The organism is Microbispora sp. H13382 (genome assembly GCF_014161445.1).
Taxonomy (GTDB): domain Bacteria; phylum Actinomycetota; class Actinomycetes; order Streptosporangiales; family Streptosporangiaceae; genus Microbispora.
On record NZ_JABBXA010000005.1, the window covers coordinates 210,615 to 230,557 of the forward strand.

General features: G+C 71.5%; 14 protein-coding genes. 8 read left to right on the forward strand and 6 right to left on the reverse strand.

What is annotated here, in order from left to right:
- Positions 1 to 8: 8 nt before the first annotated feature.
- Positions 9 to 4,148 (reverse strand): LamG-like jellyroll fold domain-containing protein, encoded by a 4,140-nt coding sequence (locus HHX41_RS41720; protein ID WP_182906120.1) that lies wholly within the window; start codon positions 4,146 to 4,148, stop codon positions 9 to 11.
- 419 nt (positions 4,149 to 4,567) lie between these two features.
- Here HHX41_RS41720 and HHX41_RS12850 point away from each other — a divergent pair, with 419 nt between their 5' ends.
- Positions 4,568 to 5,287, forward strand: coding sequence for a haloacid dehalogenase-like hydrolase (locus HHX41_RS12850; RefSeq protein ID WP_182906313.1), 720 nt, complete (start codon positions 4,568 to 4,570; stop codon positions 5,285 to 5,287).
- 457 nt (positions 5,288 to 5,744) lie between these two features.
- Positions 5,745 to 7,238, forward strand: coding sequence for an SMP-30/gluconolactonase/LRE family protein (locus HHX41_RS39665; RefSeq protein ID WP_220504003.1), 1,494 nt, complete (start codon positions 5,745 to 5,747; stop codon positions 7,236 to 7,238).
- A gap of 6 nt (positions 7,239 to 7,244) precedes the next feature.
- Here HHX41_RS39665 and HHX41_RS12865 read toward each other — a convergent pair whose 3' ends face one another.
- Entirely contained in the window at positions 7,245 to 8,792 is a 1,548-nt protein-coding gene (locus tag HHX41_RS12865) for a penicillin-binding transpeptidase domain-containing protein (RefSeq protein ID WP_182906121.1), read from the reverse strand.
- A 108-nt stretch (positions 8,793 to 8,900) separates the two neighbouring features.
- Here HHX41_RS12865 and HHX41_RS12870 point away from each other — a divergent pair, with 108 nt between their 5' ends.
- From HHX41_RS12870 to HHX41_RS12880, 3 genes are all read left to right on the forward strand, one after another.
- A complete protein-coding gene (locus HHX41_RS12870) occupies positions 8,901 to 9,848 on the forward strand; it encodes a LysR family transcriptional regulator (RefSeq protein WP_182906122.1) in 948 nt (315 codons plus the stop codon).
- Complete coding sequence (locus HHX41_RS12875; protein ID WP_182906123.1) at positions 9,845 to 10,756, forward strand: serine hydrolase; 912 nt, start codon at positions 9,845 to 9,847, stop codon at positions 10,754 to 10,756. Before HHX41_RS12870 ends, HHX41_RS12875 begins: the two co-directional genes overlap by 4 nt.
- A gap of 62 nt (positions 10,757 to 10,818) precedes the next feature.
- The gene (locus HHX41_RS12880; RefSeq protein ID WP_182906124.1) at positions 10,819 to 12,732 is read left to right on the forward strand and encodes an acetoacetate--CoA ligase; all 1,914 of its coding nucleotides are present in this window, start codon (positions 10,819 to 10,821) and stop codon (positions 12,730 to 12,732) included.
- Between the two features lie 250 nt (positions 12,733 to 12,982).
- Here HHX41_RS12880 and HHX41_RS12885 read toward each other — a convergent pair whose 3' ends face one another.
- The 3 genes from HHX41_RS12885 to HHX41_RS12895 form a co-directional block, all read right to left on the reverse strand.
- Positions 12,983 to 13,240, reverse strand: coding sequence for a type II toxin-antitoxin system Phd/YefM family antitoxin (locus HHX41_RS12885; RefSeq protein WP_142648136.1), 258 nt, complete (start codon positions 13,238 to 13,240; stop codon positions 12,983 to 12,985).
- A gap of 106 nt (positions 13,241 to 13,346) precedes the next feature.
- Positions 13,347 to 14,024 (reverse strand): cyclase family protein, encoded by a 678-nt coding sequence (locus HHX41_RS12890; RefSeq protein WP_310741957.1) that lies wholly within the window; start codon positions 14,022 to 14,024, stop codon positions 13,347 to 13,349.
- Between the two features lie 18 nt (positions 14,025 to 14,042).
- Complete coding sequence (locus HHX41_RS12895) at positions 14,043 to 14,540, reverse strand: helix-turn-helix domain-containing protein (RefSeq protein ID WP_182906125.1); 498 nt, start codon at positions 14,538 to 14,540, stop codon at positions 14,043 to 14,045.
- 98 nt (positions 14,541 to 14,638) lie between these two features.
- Here HHX41_RS12895 and HHX41_RS12900 point away from each other — a divergent pair, with 98 nt between their 5' ends.
- The 3 genes from HHX41_RS12900 (at position 14,639) to HHX41_RS12910 (ending at position 19,352) form a co-directional block, all read left to right on the forward strand.
- The gene (locus HHX41_RS12900; protein ID WP_182906126.1) at positions 14,639 to 15,283 is read left to right on the forward strand and encodes a dihydrofolate reductase family protein; all 645 of its coding nucleotides are present in this window, start codon (positions 14,639 to 14,641) and stop codon (positions 15,281 to 15,283) included.
- Positions 15,284 to 15,304: 21 nt separating this feature from the next.
- Positions 15,305 to 16,096 carry an alpha/beta fold hydrolase gene (locus tag HHX41_RS12905; RefSeq protein WP_182906127.1) on the forward strand — a complete coding sequence of 264 codons (792 nt, stop codon included), beginning with the start codon at positions 15,305 to 15,307 and terminating at the stop codon, positions 16,094 to 16,096.
- Positions 16,097 to 16,157: 61 nt separating this feature from the next.
- The gene (locus tag HHX41_RS12910) at positions 16,158 to 19,352 is read left to right on the forward strand and encodes an AAA family ATPase (protein WP_182906128.1); all 3,195 of its coding nucleotides are present in this window, start codon (positions 16,158 to 16,160) and stop codon (positions 19,350 to 19,352) included.
- 13 nt (positions 19,353 to 19,365) lie between these two features.
- Here HHX41_RS12910 and HHX41_RS12915 read toward each other — a convergent pair whose 3' ends face one another.
- Positions 19,366 to 19,815 (reverse strand): hypothetical protein, encoded by a 450-nt coding sequence (locus HHX41_RS12915; protein WP_169982863.1) that lies wholly within the window; start codon positions 19,813 to 19,815, stop codon positions 19,366 to 19,368.
- Positions 19,816 to 19,943 lie beyond the last annotated feature (128 nt).

Genomic DNA, 19,943 nt, shown 5'->3' on the forward strand with positions numbered 1-19,943 from the left:
CCGGTTCTCTACAGGCCGGTGTCGGTGGCCAGCTCGGTGCCGCCGGCCAGCATCTGGATCTGTTCCTCGGTCGCGATGCCCTGGAAGGCCCAGACGTCGTCGATCACGCCCGGCCAGTACTCGCCCCACGCGCCGTCCGCCTTGGTGCGGCCGAGCTGGAGCCCCTTGCCGGCGTTGAAGCCGAGCACGTTGTGGCGCCAGGACACCGTGTCCTCGACCTGTTCGAGCTCGCCGTTGACGTAGAGCCGCATCTCGTCCTGGAAGGCGTCGTACACGATCGCCACGTGGTCCCAGTCGAAGCCGGACTGGAAGGCCGAGTGCTCGGCGGTCGGCCGGGCCGCGCCGGTCGCGTCCTTGTCCGGCATCTCGATCTGGTATCCGCCCGCGTTGGCCGGGTCGGCCGGGTCGGGCCGGTAGCGCAGGGTGAACGCGCTGTTGACCGAGCCCTCCTGGCTGAAGACCGCCGCGGCCCTGGACGGCCGTCCCGCGGTGGTCACCCAGCCCGCGATCGTGAAGCTCTCGTCGGTGCGGACGACCGGGACGGAGGTGGCGGCGTAGTCGCCGTCGCCGTCCAGCGCGAGGCCGCCCGGCGGGGTGCCGACCCAGCCGGCTCCCTGGTCGATCCTGGCGTTGCCGTTCAGCGTGACGTGGCGCCCGGACGGGCCGTCGTCGGCGGCGATGGTCAGCGAGGCGCCGGAGGCCAGCGTCGCGATCTCCGAGTCGCTGACGATCTGGTCGTACAGCCGCACGTCGTCGATGTCGCCGGGGAAGTAGGACTTCAGCGTGCCGTACCAGCCGGCCCCGATCTGCACCGGGCCGGTGGCCTTCCACGGCGTGGTGAAGGCCGTCGTGGAGTTGAGCTTGCCGTTGACGTAGAGCCTGATCTGCTTGTTCGCCGCGTCGTACACACCGGCGAGGTGTGTCCAGACACCGCCCTCGGGCACGGCCGAGGACTGCGCCCGGGTGATCACGTCGTCGTCGTTGTCCTTGTCGTACCGGTTGAAGATCCACCGGTCGTAGTACGACGAGTAGTACAGCTCGAACCCGCTGCGGCGGGAGCCGGCCTGTGTCGCGATGATCGCGGCGTGGGTCGGTTTGGTCGCCGGGAGCTTCGCCCAGGCCGACACCGAGAAGCTCTTGGTGGTGTCGGGCAGGACCGGGCCGCCGGTCTTGAGATAGCCGGTCGTGCCGTCGAGGCGCACGGCCTTGCCGAACCGCCCCGCCGCGCCGAACGTGACGCCGCCCTGCGGACCGGCCGGGTAGGCGCCGCCCGTCTCCTCCGCGCGCGGGGCCCCGGCCGCCTCGTCCATCTTCCAGTAGGCGGTGGCGGCCCGTACGGCGGAGGCGGAGTCGTTCAGCTTCCAGCGCGCCGCCACCACCGGGTGCTGGGTGAACAGGTTGCCGACCTCCTCGGGCGTGACGATGCGGTCGAACAGCCGCACGTCGTCGATCTCGCCGGGGAAGAAGGCGTCGAGCTTGCCGTACCAGCCCGTGCCGATCTGCACCGGGCCGGTGGCGTTCCACGGGGTCGTGTAGGCCGTCGTGGCCTGGAGGCTGCCGTTGACGTACAGCTTGATGTTCTTGGCCACCGCGTCGTACACGCCGACCAGATGGGTCCACTCGGCGCCCTGCGGCGCCGCCGTGCCGACGGCCCGGGTGATCGTGCCGTCGGTCGTGTCGTTGTTGTAGCGGTTGAACACCCAGCGGTCGTAGCTGGAGGAGTAGTACAGCTCGAACCCGCTGCGCAGGCTCCCGATCTGGGTCGCGACGATCCCGGCGTGCGTGGGCTTGGTCGCGGGGAGCCGCGCCCAGGCCGACACCGCGAAGCCGCTGCGCGTGTCGAGCACCGGCCCGGCGGTCTTCGCGTATCCCGTGGTGCCGTTGGTCTGCATGGCGGTCTTCGACACGCCGTCCACCCCGAGCGTCACCCCGCCGTACACGGTCGCCGGGTACGCGCCCGAGACGTCGGTCACCTGCGGGGAGTCGATCGGCTCGTCCAGCGCCCACTGGGCCTTGGCAGGGGAGCCCGCCTTCACACGGAACACGTAGCGCCCGATCTCACTGGAGTTGCCCGCCGCGTCGAACGCCTTCACGGTGAGGTAGTTCGGCCCGGCGTGGTCGGGCGCGATGTCGATGGTCACCGCCCCGCCCGCACTGGACGGCTTGCGCTCGTTCGCGGAGGTCGGGTTGGAGTTGATGCCGAACCAGTACTTGACCACGTCGGCCGAGGACGAGGCCGCGGTGAAACGGCCGTAGCGGCCGACGCCGTCGTACCAGGGGTCGGCCTCGTTCTCCGGGTCCGACTGCGGATAGGCCGTCGACGACAGCGTGGGAGCCGCCGGCACGCTCTTGTCGTAGGTGAAGTAGCACGCGGTCGCGTCGCCCGCGTAGCTCCACGGGCTGTACTGGTAGCCGTCCCAGGTGCGGACGTACCAGTTGATGGTCTTCTTCTCGGGAATCGACGCCGGCAGCGTGACCTGGAAGGTCGAGCCGGTGGTCTTCGGGCCGATCTTGCCCGACGACCACTTCTGCGCGCCGTCCCAGGTCGCGCCGAACTCGGCGTACACCTTCTTGGCGTCGGCGGAGTCGGCGTCGTGCAGGACCGCCGAGATGGTGGGGGGCACACGCACGGCGGGGGCGGGGGAGTAGACGCAGGTGCCGCCGGGGTTCATCGACAGGTTCGACATCTTCGGCTGCGGGGGCGGGGTGTTGTAGTTGACCCGCAGGTAGGCGTCGTCGGCGAAGCGCTTCCAGCCGTAGGCGTCGGTCTCGTAGCCCGCGCGCAGGCCGAACGTCGTGGTCGACCACTTGCCGGCCGCGGCGTCCTTGACGGCCTTCGTCGCGTTGAACTCGACGTCGCCGGCCGGGCAGCTGGACGACCAGCCCTTGGCCACGTCACGGGTGTCGAGGTGCTCCAGCCAGTTGTCCTTGGTGGAGTTCCACGTCGAGCCCTCGACGAACCCCTTGGTCCGCCACAGCTGCACGGTGCGGCCGTCGCAGGAGTACGACCAGGTCTCCTTGGCCACGAAATCGGCTGAGATGATGTACTTGCCGGCGTACGCGCTGGTCGGCATGCGGTAGAAGATGCGCTTGACGTCGGACGGCGCGCACTTCGAGTCGCCCGAGCACAGACCCAGGCCCGAGTCGGCCTTGCCACCGAACTTGTAGTACGACTGGCTGGGATAGGTGCGTGACACGTACGCCCAGGCCGACGCCTTGACCGTCTTCCACACCGGGTCGATGTAGACGGGATAGCGGGTGCCGGGATCGTCGAGCAGCGCCCTGTCGGGGGTGAGCGTGAGGTTCCCGCCCTCCACGGCCGCGTTGAGATTGGCGACCTTCGAGGTGTCGGATGGGCCGCGCTCCAGCGGAGCCGAGGTCGCCGCCTTCAGCGCGGGGGCCGGGGCGCCGGAGTCCCACATGACCGCCGCGGGCGCCTCGAACAGCGCCCCGCCGCCGGCGGCGTCGACCGCCTCGACGGCGCCGCCGTCCTTCGTCCGCACGCCCAGCCCCGCGCCCCCGAGGCCGAGCGTGAGCCGGGTCAGCGCGCCGTTCGCGGCGGCCTCCCTGGTCTTGACGACGAGGGTGTGGGAGAAGCCGTCCACGTCGGCCCGTACGACGAGGTCGACGTCCTTCATGACGTCGTGGTAGACGGCCGAGTCGCCCCGCAGTTCGGGTTCGGGGAGTCCTCCTGGCCATTTCAGCGACATCTCGCGGCCGGCCCTGGCGACGCGGGCCAGCGGCGCGTCGCCGCCGCCGGACAGCGACAGCCCGACCGTGCTCGCGCGAGGCCCGATCGAGCCGTCCGGGCGCTTGACCAGCGTCGTGTCGGGCCCGACCCAGGAGTCGCCCTGCCGCACCCGCACGGGGCGCAGATGTTCGACCGTGGTGAACGTGCCGTCGGGGTTGGCGTAGGTCTCCCGATCCTCGCCGCGCTTGGCCAGCACCTCGACCGGGCGGCCGGTCTCGCGGGCGGCCCGCCCGGCCGCCTCGTCCGTGGGCGCTTCCTCCGCCGATGCCGGAGGGTCGGGCTCGGCGGCAGGGGGAGCGGCGTACGCCGCGGTCCCGCCCCGTCCCACTTCGACAGTTACGGTCAGGCCGGCCGCGAGGACCACGGCCAGCACTGTAGAACCCAGCTTTCGGTACACGACGTCTGCCTCATTCTGGACAGGGTGGGACGAGTGCCAAGAACCGCGCGGAGGGAGCAAAAAACGTTTACAGGTGCTGATCGTTAAGAGAAGCGCCGGTGACAGATCTTGTCAATATCTTGTTCGCGCAGTGGTGGACGATTAATATCGCCGGGGCGCGGGCGGAAGGGGGGAAGGCGGGTTCGGGCCGAACCCGCGGTGGATTTGCGGACACTCCACATGCCGCACGGGCCGGGTTCCGGTTACGGCGCCTACCGGTGTAACGGGTGCCCGGAGAGGGCGTGAGGGCGTGTTTCGGCCGGTACCTAGCGCTCTGTCCGCTCTGGGCGGGGTCATCCAGGTGGTTGTGGGTACAGCGGGCACCCCTGCGTGGGCCGTACGCTGAGCACGATCCACACCGCACCCCCACGGAGGCCGCGATCAACCGCCTCGTTCTCTGGAACGTCGACCTCACGCTCGTCGACGTCGCCATCGTCACCCGTGACGCCTACGCGGACGCGTTCCGGCTGGTGACAGGGCGGCCGCTGGTGAAGCTCGCACCGGCGGCGGGCCGCCCCGATTCGGAGATCATCTTCGAGACGCTGGCCGTCAACGGCATCGCGGTCGAGGACGATCACCTGCCCAGGTTCATCGACGCGCTGGCCGTCAGCTTCGCGGAGCGGCGCGGCCGGCTGGCCAAGGACGGCCGTGCGCTGCCCGGAGCCAAGGACGCGCTCAAGGCCGTCTCCCGCCTCGACGGCGTCGTGCAGTCGGTGCTCACCGGCACCATCAAGAGCAACGCCGTGCACAAGCTCAAGGCGTTCGGGCTGGACAAGTGGATCGACGTCGAGGTGGGCGGCTACGGCGAGGAGGTCTATCCGAAGGCCACCCTGCTGCAGGTGGCCCAGGGCCGGGCGAAGGCCGGGTACGGCGTCGCCTTCACCGCCGGCAACACCGTGCTCATCGGCGACTCCACCCGTGACGTCCAGGCGGCGAAGATCGGCGGCGCGGCCATGATCGCGGTGGCGTCGGGCCGGTCCACCACCGCCGAGTTGCAGGAGGCGGGCGCCGACATCGTGCTGCCCGACCTGTCCAACCCCTCCGAGGTCGTCGCCGCCGTCGCTCGCCTCACCACCCCGGCCGACCGTACGGCCCGCTGACCCCAGGACTCGGCGAGCACCGGCCGTACCGCGCGGGCGATGACACCACGCCCGCGCCGCGGGAGCAGGACGGCCACTCAGGCAGCAGGGGCGTCGGAAAGTCCGCCCGGGCACCCGCCCGACGCCGCTCGACGCGGGCTGAACGTTTCAGCGCCGGGGCCGGGGTTCCTTTCGGCCGCCGATCGGCTCGCCGCGTGGGCGGGCGGTGGCGTTCGCCCAGGCTGAGGCGGTCACCGGCGCGGCGCACGACCGGTCACCGCCGCAACGGTGATCACACCGGGTCTCACACCGCGAACGCCGTACCCGGCGACCGATCGCGGTCGCCCACTCGGTCGCCTAATTTCGAGAACGCGCGGCCGGCGGTGCGCCGCGTGGCGTGCCGGTGGCCTCCCGCCCCCGGCCGGCACCTGGACGTGGGCGGCAGTCGCCCGTCGTCGTCTCGCGAAAGGACTTCCCGATGAGACGAGGTCTCGCCACCGTCGCGGCCACCGTCGCGGCCACCGGACTGGCCGCCGCGCTGGTCGCCGCCGGTGGAGTCGCGATGACGACGATGCCGGCCGCGGCCGCCGCCGGATGCAAGGTGACCTACAAAATCGTCAACCAGTGGGGCAGCGGCTTCCAGGGCGACGTGGCCATCACCAACCTCGGCGACCCGGTCGGCAGCTGGAAGCTGGAGTTCGACTTCCCCGACTCCGGCCAGACGATCGCGTCCGGCTGGAACGCCACCTGGACGCAGTCCGGCAGGCACGTGACCGCTACCAGCATGTCCTACAACGGCTCCATCGCCACCAACGCCACGGTCAGTGGTACGGCATTCACCGCGAACCTCACCGGCGCCAACCCCGTGCCCACCACCTTCTGGCTCAACGGTGTCATGTGCAGCGGTCCCGTGACCCTCAGCCCGACCCCCAGCCCCACCCCCACGGCCACGCCCAGTCCGTCGCCGACACCCAGTCCGTCACCGACGCCCACTCCTTCGCCGACCCCCTCGCCGACCGTCACCCCCACACCGGGCACGCCGCGCCCCGGCGTCGGACCGTGCACGCCGGGCGCGGCCTACCCCGACCCCCTGCCGTCGTCGTCGGTGACCGCCACCAAGATCCGGGACGGGTTCAACTTCCTGGAAGGCCCGGTCTGGGACGCCACCACCCAGACCCTGCTGCTGTCGCTCATGCGCGACGGCACCGGATCGGAAGGCGTCCAGCCCGCGGACGTCCTGCGGTTCACCGAGCCGAGCACCTTCGAAACCTTCATCCCCGGCTCCGGCAGCAACGGCCTGGCCCTCAGCCGGGACGGCGGCACCCTGCTGGCCGCGACGCACGACCAGCGCAGCGTCTCCTCCTTCCGCCTGCCCGACCGGACACGCGGCGTGGTCGCCTCGTCCTACCAGGGCCGCGCCTTCAACTCACCCAATGACCTCACCGTCGGCGCCGACGGCACCGTCTACTTCACCGATCCCGACTTCCAGCGCGCCAACCGGCCCGACCAGATGTCCGGCCGCACCGGCGTGTTCCGGGTCAAGAACGGCGTCGTCTCGCTGATCGACGACACCATCCGGGAGCCGAACGGCATCGTGCTGTCCCCCGACGGCAAGACGCTCTACGTCGGCGGCAACGGCACGGGCCGGGTCTACAAGTGGCCCGTCAACCCCGACGGCAGCGTCGGCACCCGCGCCGACTTCGCGTCCCTGAACGGTTCGGACGGCGCGACCATCGACTGTGCCGGCAACCTCTACCAGGCCTCCTTCAACGACGGAAAGGTCCACGTGTACGCTCCGTCCGGCGTACAGCTCGGCACGATCGCCGCCGGGCTGAACACCACCAACGTCGCCTTCGGCGGCCCTGACGGCCGGACGCTGTACATCACCTCGGGCACACCCTCCCGTGGCGGGAACAGCGGCAACTTCGGCCTCTACCGCGTCCGGCTGAACGTCCCCGGCTGGCCGTACTGAGCGTCGTCACAGCGCTTTGAGGAAGCGGGCCGCGACGGGGGCCGCCACCTGTGCTCCGGTGCCGCCGCCCTCGACCACGACGGCGAAGGCCAGGTCGCCCTTGTAGCCGATGAACCACGAGTGCGTGGGCGGGTTCTCGCCGTCCTCGGCCGAGCCGTACTCGGCCGTCCCGGTCTTGCCGGCCGTGTCCGCGGGAAAGGAGACGCCGCTCGCCGTGCCCTCGCTGACGACGGCGGGCATGAGGCGGCGCAGCGCGGACACCACCGCGGGCTCCAGCGCGCGTGGGGGCGTGCCGCCCTCGGGGACGAGCGAGGCCGGGACCAGGCGGGGCTGCCGCCAGGTGCCCGCGGCGACGGCGCCGGCGACCGCGGCCATGTTCAGCGGGCTGGCCAGGACGCGGCCCTGGCCGATGGCGGCGGACGCGAGATCGGTGTCGTCGTGCGGCGCGGGGAAGGCGGCGTCCACGGCGGGCACCCCGATCTTGATGCGGGCGCCGAACCCGAAGTCGGCGGCCACCTTGGCCAGGCGGTCCGCGCCGAGGCGTCGCACCGCCATGTCGCCGAACGTCGTGTTGCACGAGTGGGCGAAGGCGTCGACGAAGCGCAGCGTGCCGTAGTCGTGGAACTCGGAGTTGTGGAACGGGAAGCCGCCGATCGTCTTCTCGGCCGGGCACTCGACGGTCTGGCCGGGTGTGACGCCTCCGGCGACCAGCGCCGACGCGGTCACGATCTTGAAGGTGGACCCGGGCGGATACGCGCCGAGCAGGGCGCGGTTGTAGCCGCCCGGCTTGTTGACCACCGCGAGGACCTCGCCCGTGGACGGGCGCAGCGCGACGAGCGACGCGGGCTTGTCCACACCCTCCAGGGCCTGCGCCCCCGCCCGGTGGACCCGCAGGTCGAGCGTGGTCGGCAGCGGCGTGCCGGGCTTCGCGCCGCCCTCGGCGAGCGTCACGACCCTCGAACCCGTCCGGCTGTCCACCAGGTCCGCCCGGGCGGACGCGGTGCCGTTCAGGCGGGAGCCGTACTGCTCGCGCAGCCCCTCCACGATCTGCTGCACGGAGCCGGGGCTCTCGGGTGTGTCGATGCGGGTGCCGTCGGCGGCGGTGATCGGGGCGCGCTCGGCGGGCACCGTGATGAGCTTCGCGCGCAGGTCGCCGGTCAACCGGGGATGGACCGCCGCCGGGGTCCAGGCCACCTTCCAGGAACGGTCGCGCTCGACCAGCCGCAGCCTGCCGTCATAGGAGACGGGCAGCGGGCCGGTCAGCCGGGCACGGAACCGTACGGTCTCCTCCTGTACGCCCGTCACCTGGAAGCGCTGCCCGGTGAGCTTCAGGTCGTCGTGGAATCGGCGGTAGGTGCTTTCGAAACCGGCCGGCGGATCGGCGGTGAGCGCGCGCATCGCCGCGTAGTCCGAGCGCGACCATGCCGCGAGGAAGTCCCGCGCGGTCTCCTCCGGTGAGCCCTTCGTGCGCAGCACCCACACGGCGGCCCCCGCGGCCACCACCGGCACGAGCACCGCCGCGGTCACGTACGGCCAGCGCCTCCGCTCTCGCATGCGTCCCCCTTCGAATCGAGTGCACGCCAAGAGCAGCAGATGCGCTGGGAGTATGTCCAATATGGATATCAACGTGCTTCATGTGCGGTTCGGATATGCTCCCAGCTCGTGGACCTTGTCCGGCATCTCGGCTACTTCCTCGTCGTCACGGAAGAGCTGCATTTCGGGAACGCGGCCGCGCGGCTGGGGATGGCCCAGCCGCCGCTGAGCCAGCGCATCAGGCGTCTGGAGGAGGAACTGGGCGTGCGCCTGTTCGATCGGTCGAGCCGGCGGGTCGCGCTGACCGAGGCGGGCCGGCTGCTGGTGCCGGAGGCCCGTGAGATCGTCGCCAGAGTGGAGCGAATGCGCGACCTCATGTCCGATCTGGCGCGCGGCGACTCCGCCGTCGTACGGGCGGGTGTTCCCGCCGATCTCGGCGCCGCCGTGCTCGCCGCGCTCATCGCGGGGTTCCGCGAGCGCCGCCCCGACGTACGGCTGTCGGTGACCGAGATGGGCACGGCCGCGCAGGTCGCCGCGTTGCTGGAGGGCAGGCTCGACGTCGGTCTGCTGCGGCATCCGGTCGCCGCGAACGGCCTCGCCTACGGGCCGGTGCTCGTCCGGCATCCGGGCGTACTCCTGGCCGAGGGCGACGAGCTGACCGCCTGGGCGACCGTGCACCTCGGCGACCTGGCCGGGCGGGACCTGGTGCTGTTCCCTAGGGACGCCGAGCCCGGCCTGTACGACGACACGCTGGCCACCTGCCGCCGCGGCGGCTTCGTCCCGGCCGACATCATCTGCACCGACCGCGCGGAGTTCGCCCTCGGACTGGTCCTGTCCGGCACGGCCGTCGCGTTCGGCGTCCCCGCGGAGGTGCCGGGCGTGGTGTGGCGGCCCCTCGCGGGCACGCCCCTGGCCTGGCGCTGCTCCCCGGCCTGGCGGGCCGAGCCGGGCCCGTACGTGCGGGACTTCACCACAGTGGCCGTACAGGTGCTGAAAGGCGGCGCCGGCATGGTGGACGAAGGCGCCCCGCCTCCGCAGCGGGTGGCGCCGCGCCCGGCGACCGGGTTCCTCGCATGAACCCCGCGACGAACTCTGCGACGAACCCCGCGACGAACCCCGTGGAGCGCGTCTTCCGCAACGCGGGGGTCACCGGATGGCTGCACGCGGTCGACATCGACAGCGGGCGCGAGGTGGGCCTGCGGGCTGACGAGCCGGTGGTGCTCGCGTCGGTCTTCAAGGTGCCCCTGCTGCTCGAACTGCACCGCCAGGCCGAGCGCGGGCTGCTCGACCTCGCCGAGCGCGTCCGGGTGCCGGCCGCGGACCGTACGGGTGGGGGCACCGGGCTGGCGGCGATGCTGGACGACGCCACACTGTCGCTGCGCGACCTGGCGTACCTGATGATGGCGGTGAGCGACAACGCGGCGGCCGACGTGCTGCTCGCCCGGGTGGGCCGGGAGGCGGTCAACACGCTGCTCGACGGCCTCGGGCTGACGGCGAGCCGGGTGGTGCACGACTGCCGCGACATGCTCACCAGCCTGTGGGTGGACGCGGGCGTGGCGGACCAGGCCGCGGTGACCCAGGCGTGCGCAGACCCCGAGGTGGTGGCGCGCCTGCGCGCGCTCGACCCGGCGCGGAGCAACCGGAGCACGCCGCGCGAGATGACCCGGCTCCTGGCCATGATCTGGCGGGACGAGGCGGCGGGCGGGGCCTCCTGCGCGGCGGTTCGCCGCCTCATGGCGCTGCAGGTGTGGCCGCACCGGCTGGCCTCCGGTTTCCCGTTCGACGACGTCGCGGTCAGCGGCAAGACGGGCACGCTGCCGACGCTCCGCAACGAGGTCGGGGTGGTGGAGTATCCCGACGGCGGGCGCTACGCGGTGGCCGTGTTCACCCGGTCGCTCAGCACGGCGCAGAACCAGCCGCGCGCCGACGCCGCGATCGGGACCGCTGCCCGGACGGTGATCGACCAGCTCAGGACCCACATATGACAGACCCTTTCTATGTGGGCCGGAAGGGTGACATGCTGCTCAAGCGTCGCCAAGATGGGGGCATGGTCGAGGAAGGCGCTCTGCTCTGGGAACCCACGCCCGACGTCGTACGTGCGGCTCGGATCACCCGTTACCTGGAACGACTGGGTCGTACGGGGGACTACGAGGACGTGTGGAAGTGGTCGGTCGAGTCGCCGGCCGACTTCTGGACATCGATATGGGACTACTTCGGTGTGGTCGGTACACGTGGTGACGGGCCCGTCATCCAGGGAACGATGCCGGACGCCGAATGGTTCGCGGGGTCGGCGCTGAATTACGCCGAGAACGCCCTGCGCGGCCACCCCGGCCGGACGGCGGTGATTTTCCGCAACGAATCGGGCAGTCGCTGGCAGTACTCGCTCGGCGAACTCCGCGAGGAGGTCGCCCGGGTCCGGGCGGGGCTCGTACGGCTCGGTGTCGGGCGCGGCGACAGGGTCGCCGCCTATGTCCCGAACATCCCCGAGGCCCTCATCGCCTTCCTGGCCACCGCCTCGCTCGGGGCGATCTGGTCCTCCTGCTCGCCCGACTTCGGCGCGCCCAGCGTGACCGACCGGTTCGCCCAGATCGAGCCGAAGGTGCTGGTCGCGGTGGACGGCTACCGCTACGGCGGCAAGGCGTACGACCGGTCCGCGGTGGTGCGCGAGATCGCCGGGAAGCTGCCGACGCTGGAGGCGACCGTCTGGATCCCCACCCTCGGCGCCGATGCGATCGACGACGGTTCGAGCTGGGACGACCTGCGCGCCGAGACCGCGCCGCTGGAGTTCGAGCGGGTGCCGTTCGGCCATCCGCTGTGGGTGCTGTACTCGTCGGGCACCACCGGCCTGCCCAAGCCCATCGTCCACGGTCACGGCGGGATCGTGCTGGAGCACCTCAAGTCGCTGTCCTTCCACCAGGACCTCGGCGAGGGCGATGTGTTCTTCTGGTACACCACCACCGGCTGGATGATGTGGAACTACCTCATCGGCGGCCTGCTGGTGGGGTCCACCGTCCTGCTGTACGACGGCAGCGCGGCCCACCCCGACACCGGCGCGCTGTGGCGGCTGGCCGCCGAGGAGGGCGTGACCTACTTCGGCACCGGCGCGCCGTACATCACGGCGTCGATGAAGGCCGGGGTGAAGCCGGAGGGTCTCGACCGGCTGCGCGGGATCGGCTCGACCGGCTCGCCGCTGCCACCCGAGGGGTTCGCCTGGGTCTACTCCGACGTGAAGCCCGACGTGCAGCTCGGCTCGTTCTCCGGCGGCACCGACGTGTGCACCGGGTTCGTCGGCGCGGTGCCGCTGCTGCCGATCCGGGCCGGCGTCATCCCGTGCCGCTGCCTCGGCGCGTCCGTCGAGTCCTTCGACCCCTCGGGTGCCTCGACCGTGGACGAAGTGGGGGAGCTCGTCATCACCCGGCCGATGCCGTCCATGCCGGTCATGTTCTGGAACGACCCCTCGGGCGACCGCTACCGGGAGTCGTACTTCGCCGACTACCCGGGCATCTGGCGGCACGGCGACTGGATCAAGATCCTCCCCGACGGCGGCTGCGTCATCTACGGGCGCTCCGACTCGACCCTGAACCGCGGCGGTGTGCGCATGGGCACCAGCGAGTTCTACCGCGTCGTGGAGCGCTTCGACGAGATCGCCGACAGCCTCGTCATCGACACCGGGCAGCTCGGCCAGGAGGGCAGGCTGCTGCTGTTCGTCACCCTCGCCGACGGCGCGTCCCTGTCCGACGACCTGGTGTCCCGCCTGCGTACGGCCCTGCGCACCGAGTTGTCGCCCCGGCACGTGCCCGACGAGATCCACGTCGTCCCCGGCATCCCGAGGACGTTGTCGGGCAAGAAGCTGGAGGTCCCCGTACGGAAGATCCTGCTCGGCACCCCGGTCGAGAAGGCCGCCAACCCCGACGCCATGGCCAACCCCGAGGTCCTCACCCATTTCGCACCAGAGCAGTAGGACGGCTTCCTGTATAAGTGCGCTTCTAAGAAGTCGACTTCTTAGAAGCGCACTTATACGGGGTCGTCATGAAGGCTGCCGGCGTCTTCAACGGCTTCCTTCGTGCCGGGGATGGGCCACGTTCAGACCGCCACTACGTGGACGTCGTATTTGGGGATCTGGCCGTCCCTGGTAACCAAGGAGAGTCCTTCGAACCGGGCCTGAGCGATCAGCCGCCACCAAAGGACAACGTGTGTGTCGAGGAGCATCTTCACGGCAGCAGACCGAAATCCCTGGCAATGGCGTCGTTGACCTCAGGCGAGTCCCAGTCGTCGGCCATGTGAAGCTGACCTTTCAAAGAGCCTCTGCCGCGGCGGCTCACCTTGGTCGGGAAGGGAATGACCTTGGCAACGGGACGACCGGCACGGCTGATGACGATCTCCTCGCCATGCTCGACCCGGTCGATGATGCGCGACAGGTTCGTCTTCGCCTCGTGAATGTTGTACTGCTCGGTAGCGCCCTCTGACATCGCCAACCTCCTTAGCTAAGTTAGCTAAGCCCGGCCTATCTCTCCTGCCCATTGCTGTACGGCTCAGCGTGAGGCTGGTTCGGGTGATGTGGTCCGGACGAAGCGGTCAGGGGACGAGGGCGTACGCCCGGACGGGGAAGGTGCCCATGCCGGACACGGCGACGGGCGCCGCGTGGAGACGGAACCCGGTGTGCGGCAGCCGGTCGAGCCCGCGCAGGTGCTCGATGATCGGAACGCCCGCGGTGAGCAGGGCGGTGTGGGCCGGGCGGAGTCCGTCGGCCATGTCGTCGATGTTGACGCTGTCGATGCCGACGACGGCCGGTCGCCGGTCGGCCAGCAGGGCGGCCGCGTCCGCCGTCAGGAAGGGGTGGCCCGGGTCGCCGTAGGACGGGCCGCCCCAGTGCCTGTCCCAGCCCGTACGCAGCAGGACCGCGCGCCCCGTGACGTCGTGGCCCTCGAACGCGTCGGCGCCGATGCCGCGCCGGGGGGAGCCGGAGACGTCGACCAGCAGACCGGGGACGTCGACCAGCCGGGACAGGTCGACCTGGGCCAGGTCCTCGCCGTCGGCGAGGCGGTGGAACGGCGTGTCGAGGTAGGTGCCGGTGTTCGCCACCATCGTGATGCGGCCGATGTGGAACTCGGTGCCCGGGGCGTAGCGCCCGCGGGAATCCTCACGCGTCAGGTGGTCGCCGATCTCCGGCCCGGGCAGGCCCGGGTAGGTGAGCATTCCGTGCCGGACCACATGACTGAGGTCGACGACACGGCCGCGCGGGTCAGATGTCACGTGGATCACCCTATGTGATCAGGGTGACGTCGCCAGGACGCGTTCGTACGCCTCCTGCAGCAACTGGGACGCGCGCGGGCGATCGGGCTCGGGACGGGGAATGCCCAGGTGCTCCTCGCGCAGCTCGTCCATGAGGTCGTCCCACAGGGGCGGGCCGCCCTCCTCGAGCAGCCGCGCCCGGATGGCCAGGGCGGGGGTCGTCGGCCGGTGCCGCAGCCCCCACGAGCCGAGCGCTACCATGACGGGAACCGTCTGGATGCCGGCCTCGGTGAGGCTGTAGGTGCCCCGCCGCCCCCGCCCGGCCTCCTCGTGCGTCAGCAGACCACCGGTGACGAGGGCCTTGAGGCGGCTGCTGAGGATGTTCGACGCGATCCCCTCCTCGGAGTTGGTGAGCAGGTCACGGAAGTGCCGGCGCCCGCCGAAGATCACGTCCCGCAGCACGATGAGGCTCCACTGGTCCCCGAGCGCCTCCACCGCCGCGTTGATCGCACAGCCGGATCGCGGTCCTTCTCGCACGGCCACCTCCGAAGTGATTGCGTTTTGCTACCACCTAGCTTACGCTCATCTCCAGTGATTGCAATCCGCAATCACTGGTCGGAACCAGGAGATCAGCCATGTCCCGCGTCAGAGTGCACAACTTCTCCGTCTCCCTGGACGGCTTCGCCACCGGCGAGGGTCAGACCCTCGAAGAGCCGTTCGGCCACGCCGGCGGGCGGCTCCACGAGTGGTTCTTCGAGACCCGGATCTTCCGCGACATGCTCGGGAAGAAGGGCGGTGGTGCCGGGGTCGAGGACGCCGTGGCCCGCACGTGGAACGAGGGCGTCGGCGCGGAGATCATGGGCCGCAACAAGTTCGGGCCCCAGCGCGGCCCGTGGGAGGACCACGAGTGGACCGGATGGTGGGGGCCGAACCCGCCGTTCCACACGCCGGTCTTCGTCCTGACCCATCACCCCCGGCCTACGGTGGAGATGGAGGGCGGCACCACGTTCCACTTCGTCGACGCCACCCCCGAGGAGGCGCTGCGCCAGGCCCGCGAGGCCGCCGGCGGCCTGGACGTGCGGATCGGCGGCGGGCCGACCACCGTCCGTCAGTTCCTGGCCGCGGACCTGGTCGACCACATGCACATCGCCGTCGTCCCGATCACCCTGGGCCGCGGCGAGCGGCTGTGGGACGGGCTCGAGGGACTCGAGAAGCGCTTCCAGATCGAATCGGTGACAGGCCCCAGCGGCGTCACCCACATGACCTTCACACGACGGTAGCTCCCTGAAAGGCTGGCGGACATGACCGAGAACATCACTTCCACGGACGGCACGGCCCTCGCCGTCGACACGATCGGTCAGGGCGCGCCGGTCATCCTCGTCGGCGGCGCGTTCAACGACCGTTCGACCGTGGCCGGGCTCGGCGCCGAACTCGCCTCGGCGTTCACCGTCGTGACCTACGACCGGCGCGGCCGGGTGGGCAGCGACGACAGGAGCGAGGACTACGCGGTCGCCAACGAGGTCGACGACCTGGCGGCCGTCATCGAGCACGCCGGCGGCCGGGCCTCGGTGTTCGGCCACTCCTCCGGCGCCGTCCTCGTGCTCGAAGGGGCCATGCACGGGCTGCCGGTCGACCGGGTCGCCGTCTACGAGCCGCCGTACTGCGCCGACGAGAACCAGCCGAGGCCGCCGGCCGACCTGTACGACCGGCTCAAGGCCCTGGTGGCCGCCGGGGACCGCGACGGCGCGGCCGAGTTGTTCCTCGTCGAGGCGGTCGGCGTCCCGGCCGAGATGGTCGCCGGCATGAAGGCCGGGCCGGAGTGGGCGTTCCTGGCCGACAAGGCGCCCAGCCTGCCGTACGACGTGCTGGTCAGCGCGCCCTGGCAGGTCATGCCGTACGAGCGGCTCGCCGGGATCGGCGTGCCGGTGCTGGCGGTCTACGGCGACCAGACCGCGCCGAACCTCGCGGAGGGGACGAAGGCCGTCGCGGCGACCGTGCCCGGCGCCGAGTTGACCGTGATGCCCGGAGAGGACCACGGCGTGCTGCAGCGGCCGGCCGCACTGGCGGAGATCCTGACGAAGTTCTTCGGCTGAGGCACGTGCCCGCACCCGGCGGTGGGAAATTGTCGGAGCGGACGGATACCTTCGAGACGGCATGCGAATCGACGGCGCGACCAATGAGCTCACCACTGGGCTGATCGGCAGGGAGCATCCTGCCGCGATGCTGCGCGCCGAGATCGCCCGCGCGGTCGGCAGCCACGGCGGCCTGATGCTGGTGGCCGGTGAGGCCGGGATCGGCAAGACCACGCTCGTCACCAGCGCGGCGGAGGAGGCCAGGCGCCTGGGCGCGCTGGTCCTCGGCGGATCGTGCTGGGACTCCGACAACGCCCCGGGCTACTGGCCGTGGGTGCAGGTCCTGCGGGGGATGCGGCGGTGTGCCGCGCCGGGGGAGTGGGCGGCGGCCGAGGAGGCCGGGGGCGCCGGCCTCGCCGCGCTGCTCGGCGAGTCGCCCGGCGGCGACGCCGCCGAGGGCTTCCGGCTGTACGACGCGGTGACGAGCGCGCTGGTCGCGGTGTCGCAGAGCCGTCCCCTGGTGGTCGTGCTGGAAGACCTGCACTGGGCGGACACCGCGTCGCTCAGGCTGCTGGAGTTCGCGGCACAGCACACCTGGTTCGAGCGGGTGCTGCTGGTGGGGACCTACCGGGACGTGGAGGTGGAGGCGGCCGACCATCCGCTGCGGCCCCTCGTGCTGCCGCTGGCGGCGCGGGCGACCACGGTGACCCTCACCGGGCTCGAACGGGACGAGGTCGGCGCGTTGATGGCCCGCGCGGCCGGCCGCGACCCGTCCGCCGACCTCGTGGCCGAGGTGCACCGGCGCACCGGCGGCAACCCCTTCTTCGTGGAGCAGACGGCGCGCCTGTGGCGCAGCGGCGGTTCCGTCACCACGATCGCCCCCGGTGTCCGCGACACGCTGCTGCGGCGGCTGTCCCTGCTGCCCGCGCCGGTCGTGGACCTGCTCGTCACGGCCGCGGTGCTCGGCCGCGAGTTCCATCGCCAGGTGCTGGCCGCCGCCGCCGCCGCTCCCGTGCTCCACGTCGAACGGCTGCTCGACCAGGCGGTGGCCGCCCGGCTCGTCGTGGCGAAGGGGGCGAGTGGCGGGGAGGTGTTCGCGTTCGCGCACGACCTGGTCCGCCAGACGCTCTACGAGTCCCTCGACGAGAAGGCGGCGCCCCGCCGGCACGCCGCGGTCGTCCACGCCGTCGGCCGATCCGCCGGCCTCGCCGAGCATGTGCTCCCCGCCGACATGGCCCGGCACGCCCACCTCGCCGGTGACCACGTCGAGCCGAGCCACGCGGTGGACCGGCTGCTCGCCGCGGCCCGTGACGCCGCCGCCCGCCTGGCCTTCGAAGAGGCGCACGGGCACTACCGCAGGGCGCTCGAACGCGCCGCCGTCGCCGGGGAGCCCCGCCGGCGTGTCCTGATCGCACTCGAGCTCGGCCGCGAGCTCTACAGCGGGGACGACCACGACGGCGGCCGGCGTGCCTTCGAGGAGGCGGCCGCCGTCGCGCGGGCGAGCGCCGATCCCGAGTTGATCGCGCGGGTGGCACTGACCGTCTACGCGACCGGCGTCGCCGAGAGCGGCCTGCTGGCCGCCGACCTGCTGCGGGAGGCGCACGGCGAGCTGGTCCGCGACGGGCGGTCCCCCGATGGCGAGCTCTCCCTCGACCGCCTCGCGCGGGACCTGGCCATCCACGTCGCCGTGCTCGCCCGGCGAGGCGAGGACGACGAGGCGCTGGCGCTCAGCCTGTGGGCCTACCACGACACCATCTGGGGGCCGGGCACCGCGCCGGAGAGGGCGGCGCTCACCGGGGAACTGCTGACCCTGGCCCACCGCACGGGCGACGCGGAGATGGAGAGCATCGCCGCCGCGCTGCGCTGGGTGGCTCTCCTCGAGCAGGGCGACCCCGCCTATCTCGGCCAGTTCCGCGAGTTCGTCGTGCTCGGCGGCCGCGCCGAACTGCCGCGCATCGACATGGCCACGGTCAGCGACCGCAGCATCATCGCCGCCCTCATGGGCGACTTCGACCAGGCGGAGACCCTGCTCGACGAGCTCAACGGGTTCGAGCACGGGCACGACCACTTCGCGTACATGCTGGATCACCATCGCTGGGCGGTGCGGATGCTCCAGGGCCGCTACGACGACCTGGACGAGATCCACCGCGCGCTGCGCAGGAGCCGGCACCCCTGTCCGGGCCTGCTGGAGGCGATGACCGCGCTGCACAGGGGAGACGGCGGCGCCGCGCTGCGCCACCTGCGCGACACGATGGCCGCAGGCGAGCCGCGGCGTTCGATACAGCCTCTGTGGCTGCGGTTCCAGGCCATGGTCGCCGCCTGGTCGCGCGACCCCGAGCTGTGCGAGAAGGCCAGGGCCGCGATCGAGCCGTACGTCGGCGGCTGGGCGGTCTCGATGTACGGCTGGGACGTCGGCGGCCCGGTCGTCCTCCAGCGCGCTCTGATCGACGCGGCGCAGGAGCGTTGGGACGAGGCGGTCGACGGGTTCACCGCCGCCTGGCAGTCCGCCGACCTGCTCCTCGCCCGCCCGTGGTCCGTCGAGGCGCGGGCCCATCTCGGCGAGGCGCTGCTGCGGCGGGGCCGCCCGGGCGACGCGGAGGAGGCCGGGAAGCTGCTGGACGACGCGGAGGGCGAAGCGGCCCAGCTCGGCATGCGGCACGTCGTGGAGCGCGTCCGGCTGGCTCGCCTGCGGGAACGCGCGTCCGTGCGTGGCCGCCCGGTGACGCCGAAGGCGGCCGAGTTCCGGCGGGACGGCGCGGTCTGGACGCTGGGGTTCGGCGGCCACACCGTCCACCTGCCCGACGCCAAGGGGCTGCGCGACCTGCACAGCCTGCTGAGCCATCCCGGGGCCGACCTGCCCGCCGTACGACTGCTCGACCCCGAGGGCGGGGAGCTCGTCGTCGCCGCCCGGGGGATGGGCGGCGACGCGGTCCTCGACGAGGAGGCCAAGGCGCGCTACCGGCGCAGGCTCGCCCTGCTCGACGAGGAGATCGACCGGGCGGCCGAGCGGGGAGACGACGGCAGGGCGGCCGAGTTCGACCGGGAGCGGGCGGCCCTGCTGGCCGAGCTGCGCTCCGCTTCGGGCCTCGGCGGGCGCGACCGCCGCCTCGGTGACGAGGCCGAGCGTGCCCGCAAGGCCGTCACCGCCCGGATCCGTGACGTGCTGCGCAAACTCGATCCGCTTCATCCCGCGATGGCCGCCCATCTGCGTGCGGCCGTCTCCACCGGCGCCACGTGCCGCTACCAGCCCGAGCACGACCTCACCTGGCGCCTGTGACGGTTCACGCTGTTCAGCTGGTGCTGTAGAACGCCGGGTATCCGGCGCAACTGGCGGTGGCCAGCCGCTTGGCCGACGAGATCTTGTCGTTGAACTTCCACCGTGACGAGCTGAGGTTGGGCACCGTCTCACCAGGACGAATGCAGTAGTGCCGGTCAAAGTAGTACTTGTCGTCATACAGCACCCAGGCCACCGCGTCGTTGTTGGACAGGGAACTCGTTTTGTCGCTGAAGCCGCCGAGGTCGGGACTGGAGGTCGGCACGTACACCCAGCCGTAGTAGGGGTTCGACACGAGCTCGCGCATGACCCTGATCGAGCCCTCGTACCCCGCGTCGCCGCGCAGGACCAGGGTGGGCCACTCTTCGTCCGCCGCGTGAGCGGGGGTTGTGGCCCCGGAGACGCCCAGCACCGCCACGGCCGACGCGATGGTCGCGAGCGCGAGACGCGTTCTGATTCGAGACACGATTCCTCCCAGGGGATCGACTGCTTCGGTTTCCTAGAGGAGCGTGCCGAATACAGCTTGGACGCCACTTGGGCTGGCCTTGGCGTCCATTTGTCTGCCAAACCAGGCGCTTCCCCCGGCGGGGCCGG

Coding starts and splice junctions, on each gene's coding strand:
- HHX41_RS12865 (WP_182906121.1), bottom strand. CDS start 8,792: ATGCGAGAGCGGAGGCGCTGGCCGTACGTGACCGCGGCGGTGCTCGTG.
- HHX41_RS12910 (WP_182906128.1), top strand. CDS start 16,158: ATGCGAATCGACGGCGCGACCAATGAGCTCACCACTGGGCTGATCGGC.
- HHX41_RS12905 (WP_182906127.1), top strand. CDS start 15,305: ATGACCGAGAACATCACTTCCACGGACGGCACGGCCCTCGCCGTCGAC.
- HHX41_RS12880 (WP_182906124.1), top strand. CDS start 10,819: ATGGTCGAGGAAGGCGCTCTGCTCTGGGAACCCACGCCCGACGTCGTA.
- HHX41_RS12885 (WP_142648136.1), bottom strand. CDS start 13,240: ATGTCAGAGGGCGCTACCGAGCAGTACAACATTCACGAGGCGAAGACG.
- HHX41_RS12875 (WP_182906123.1), top strand. CDS start 9,845: ATGAACCCCGCGACGAACTCTGCGACGAACCCCGCGACGAACCCCGTG.
- HHX41_RS39665 (WP_220504003.1), top strand. CDS start 5,745: ATGAGACGAGGTCTCGCCACCGTCGCGGCCACCGTCGCGGCCACCGGA.
- HHX41_RS12900 (WP_182906126.1), top strand. CDS start 14,639: ATGTCCCGCGTCAGAGTGCACAACTTCTCCGTCTCCCTGGACGGCTTC.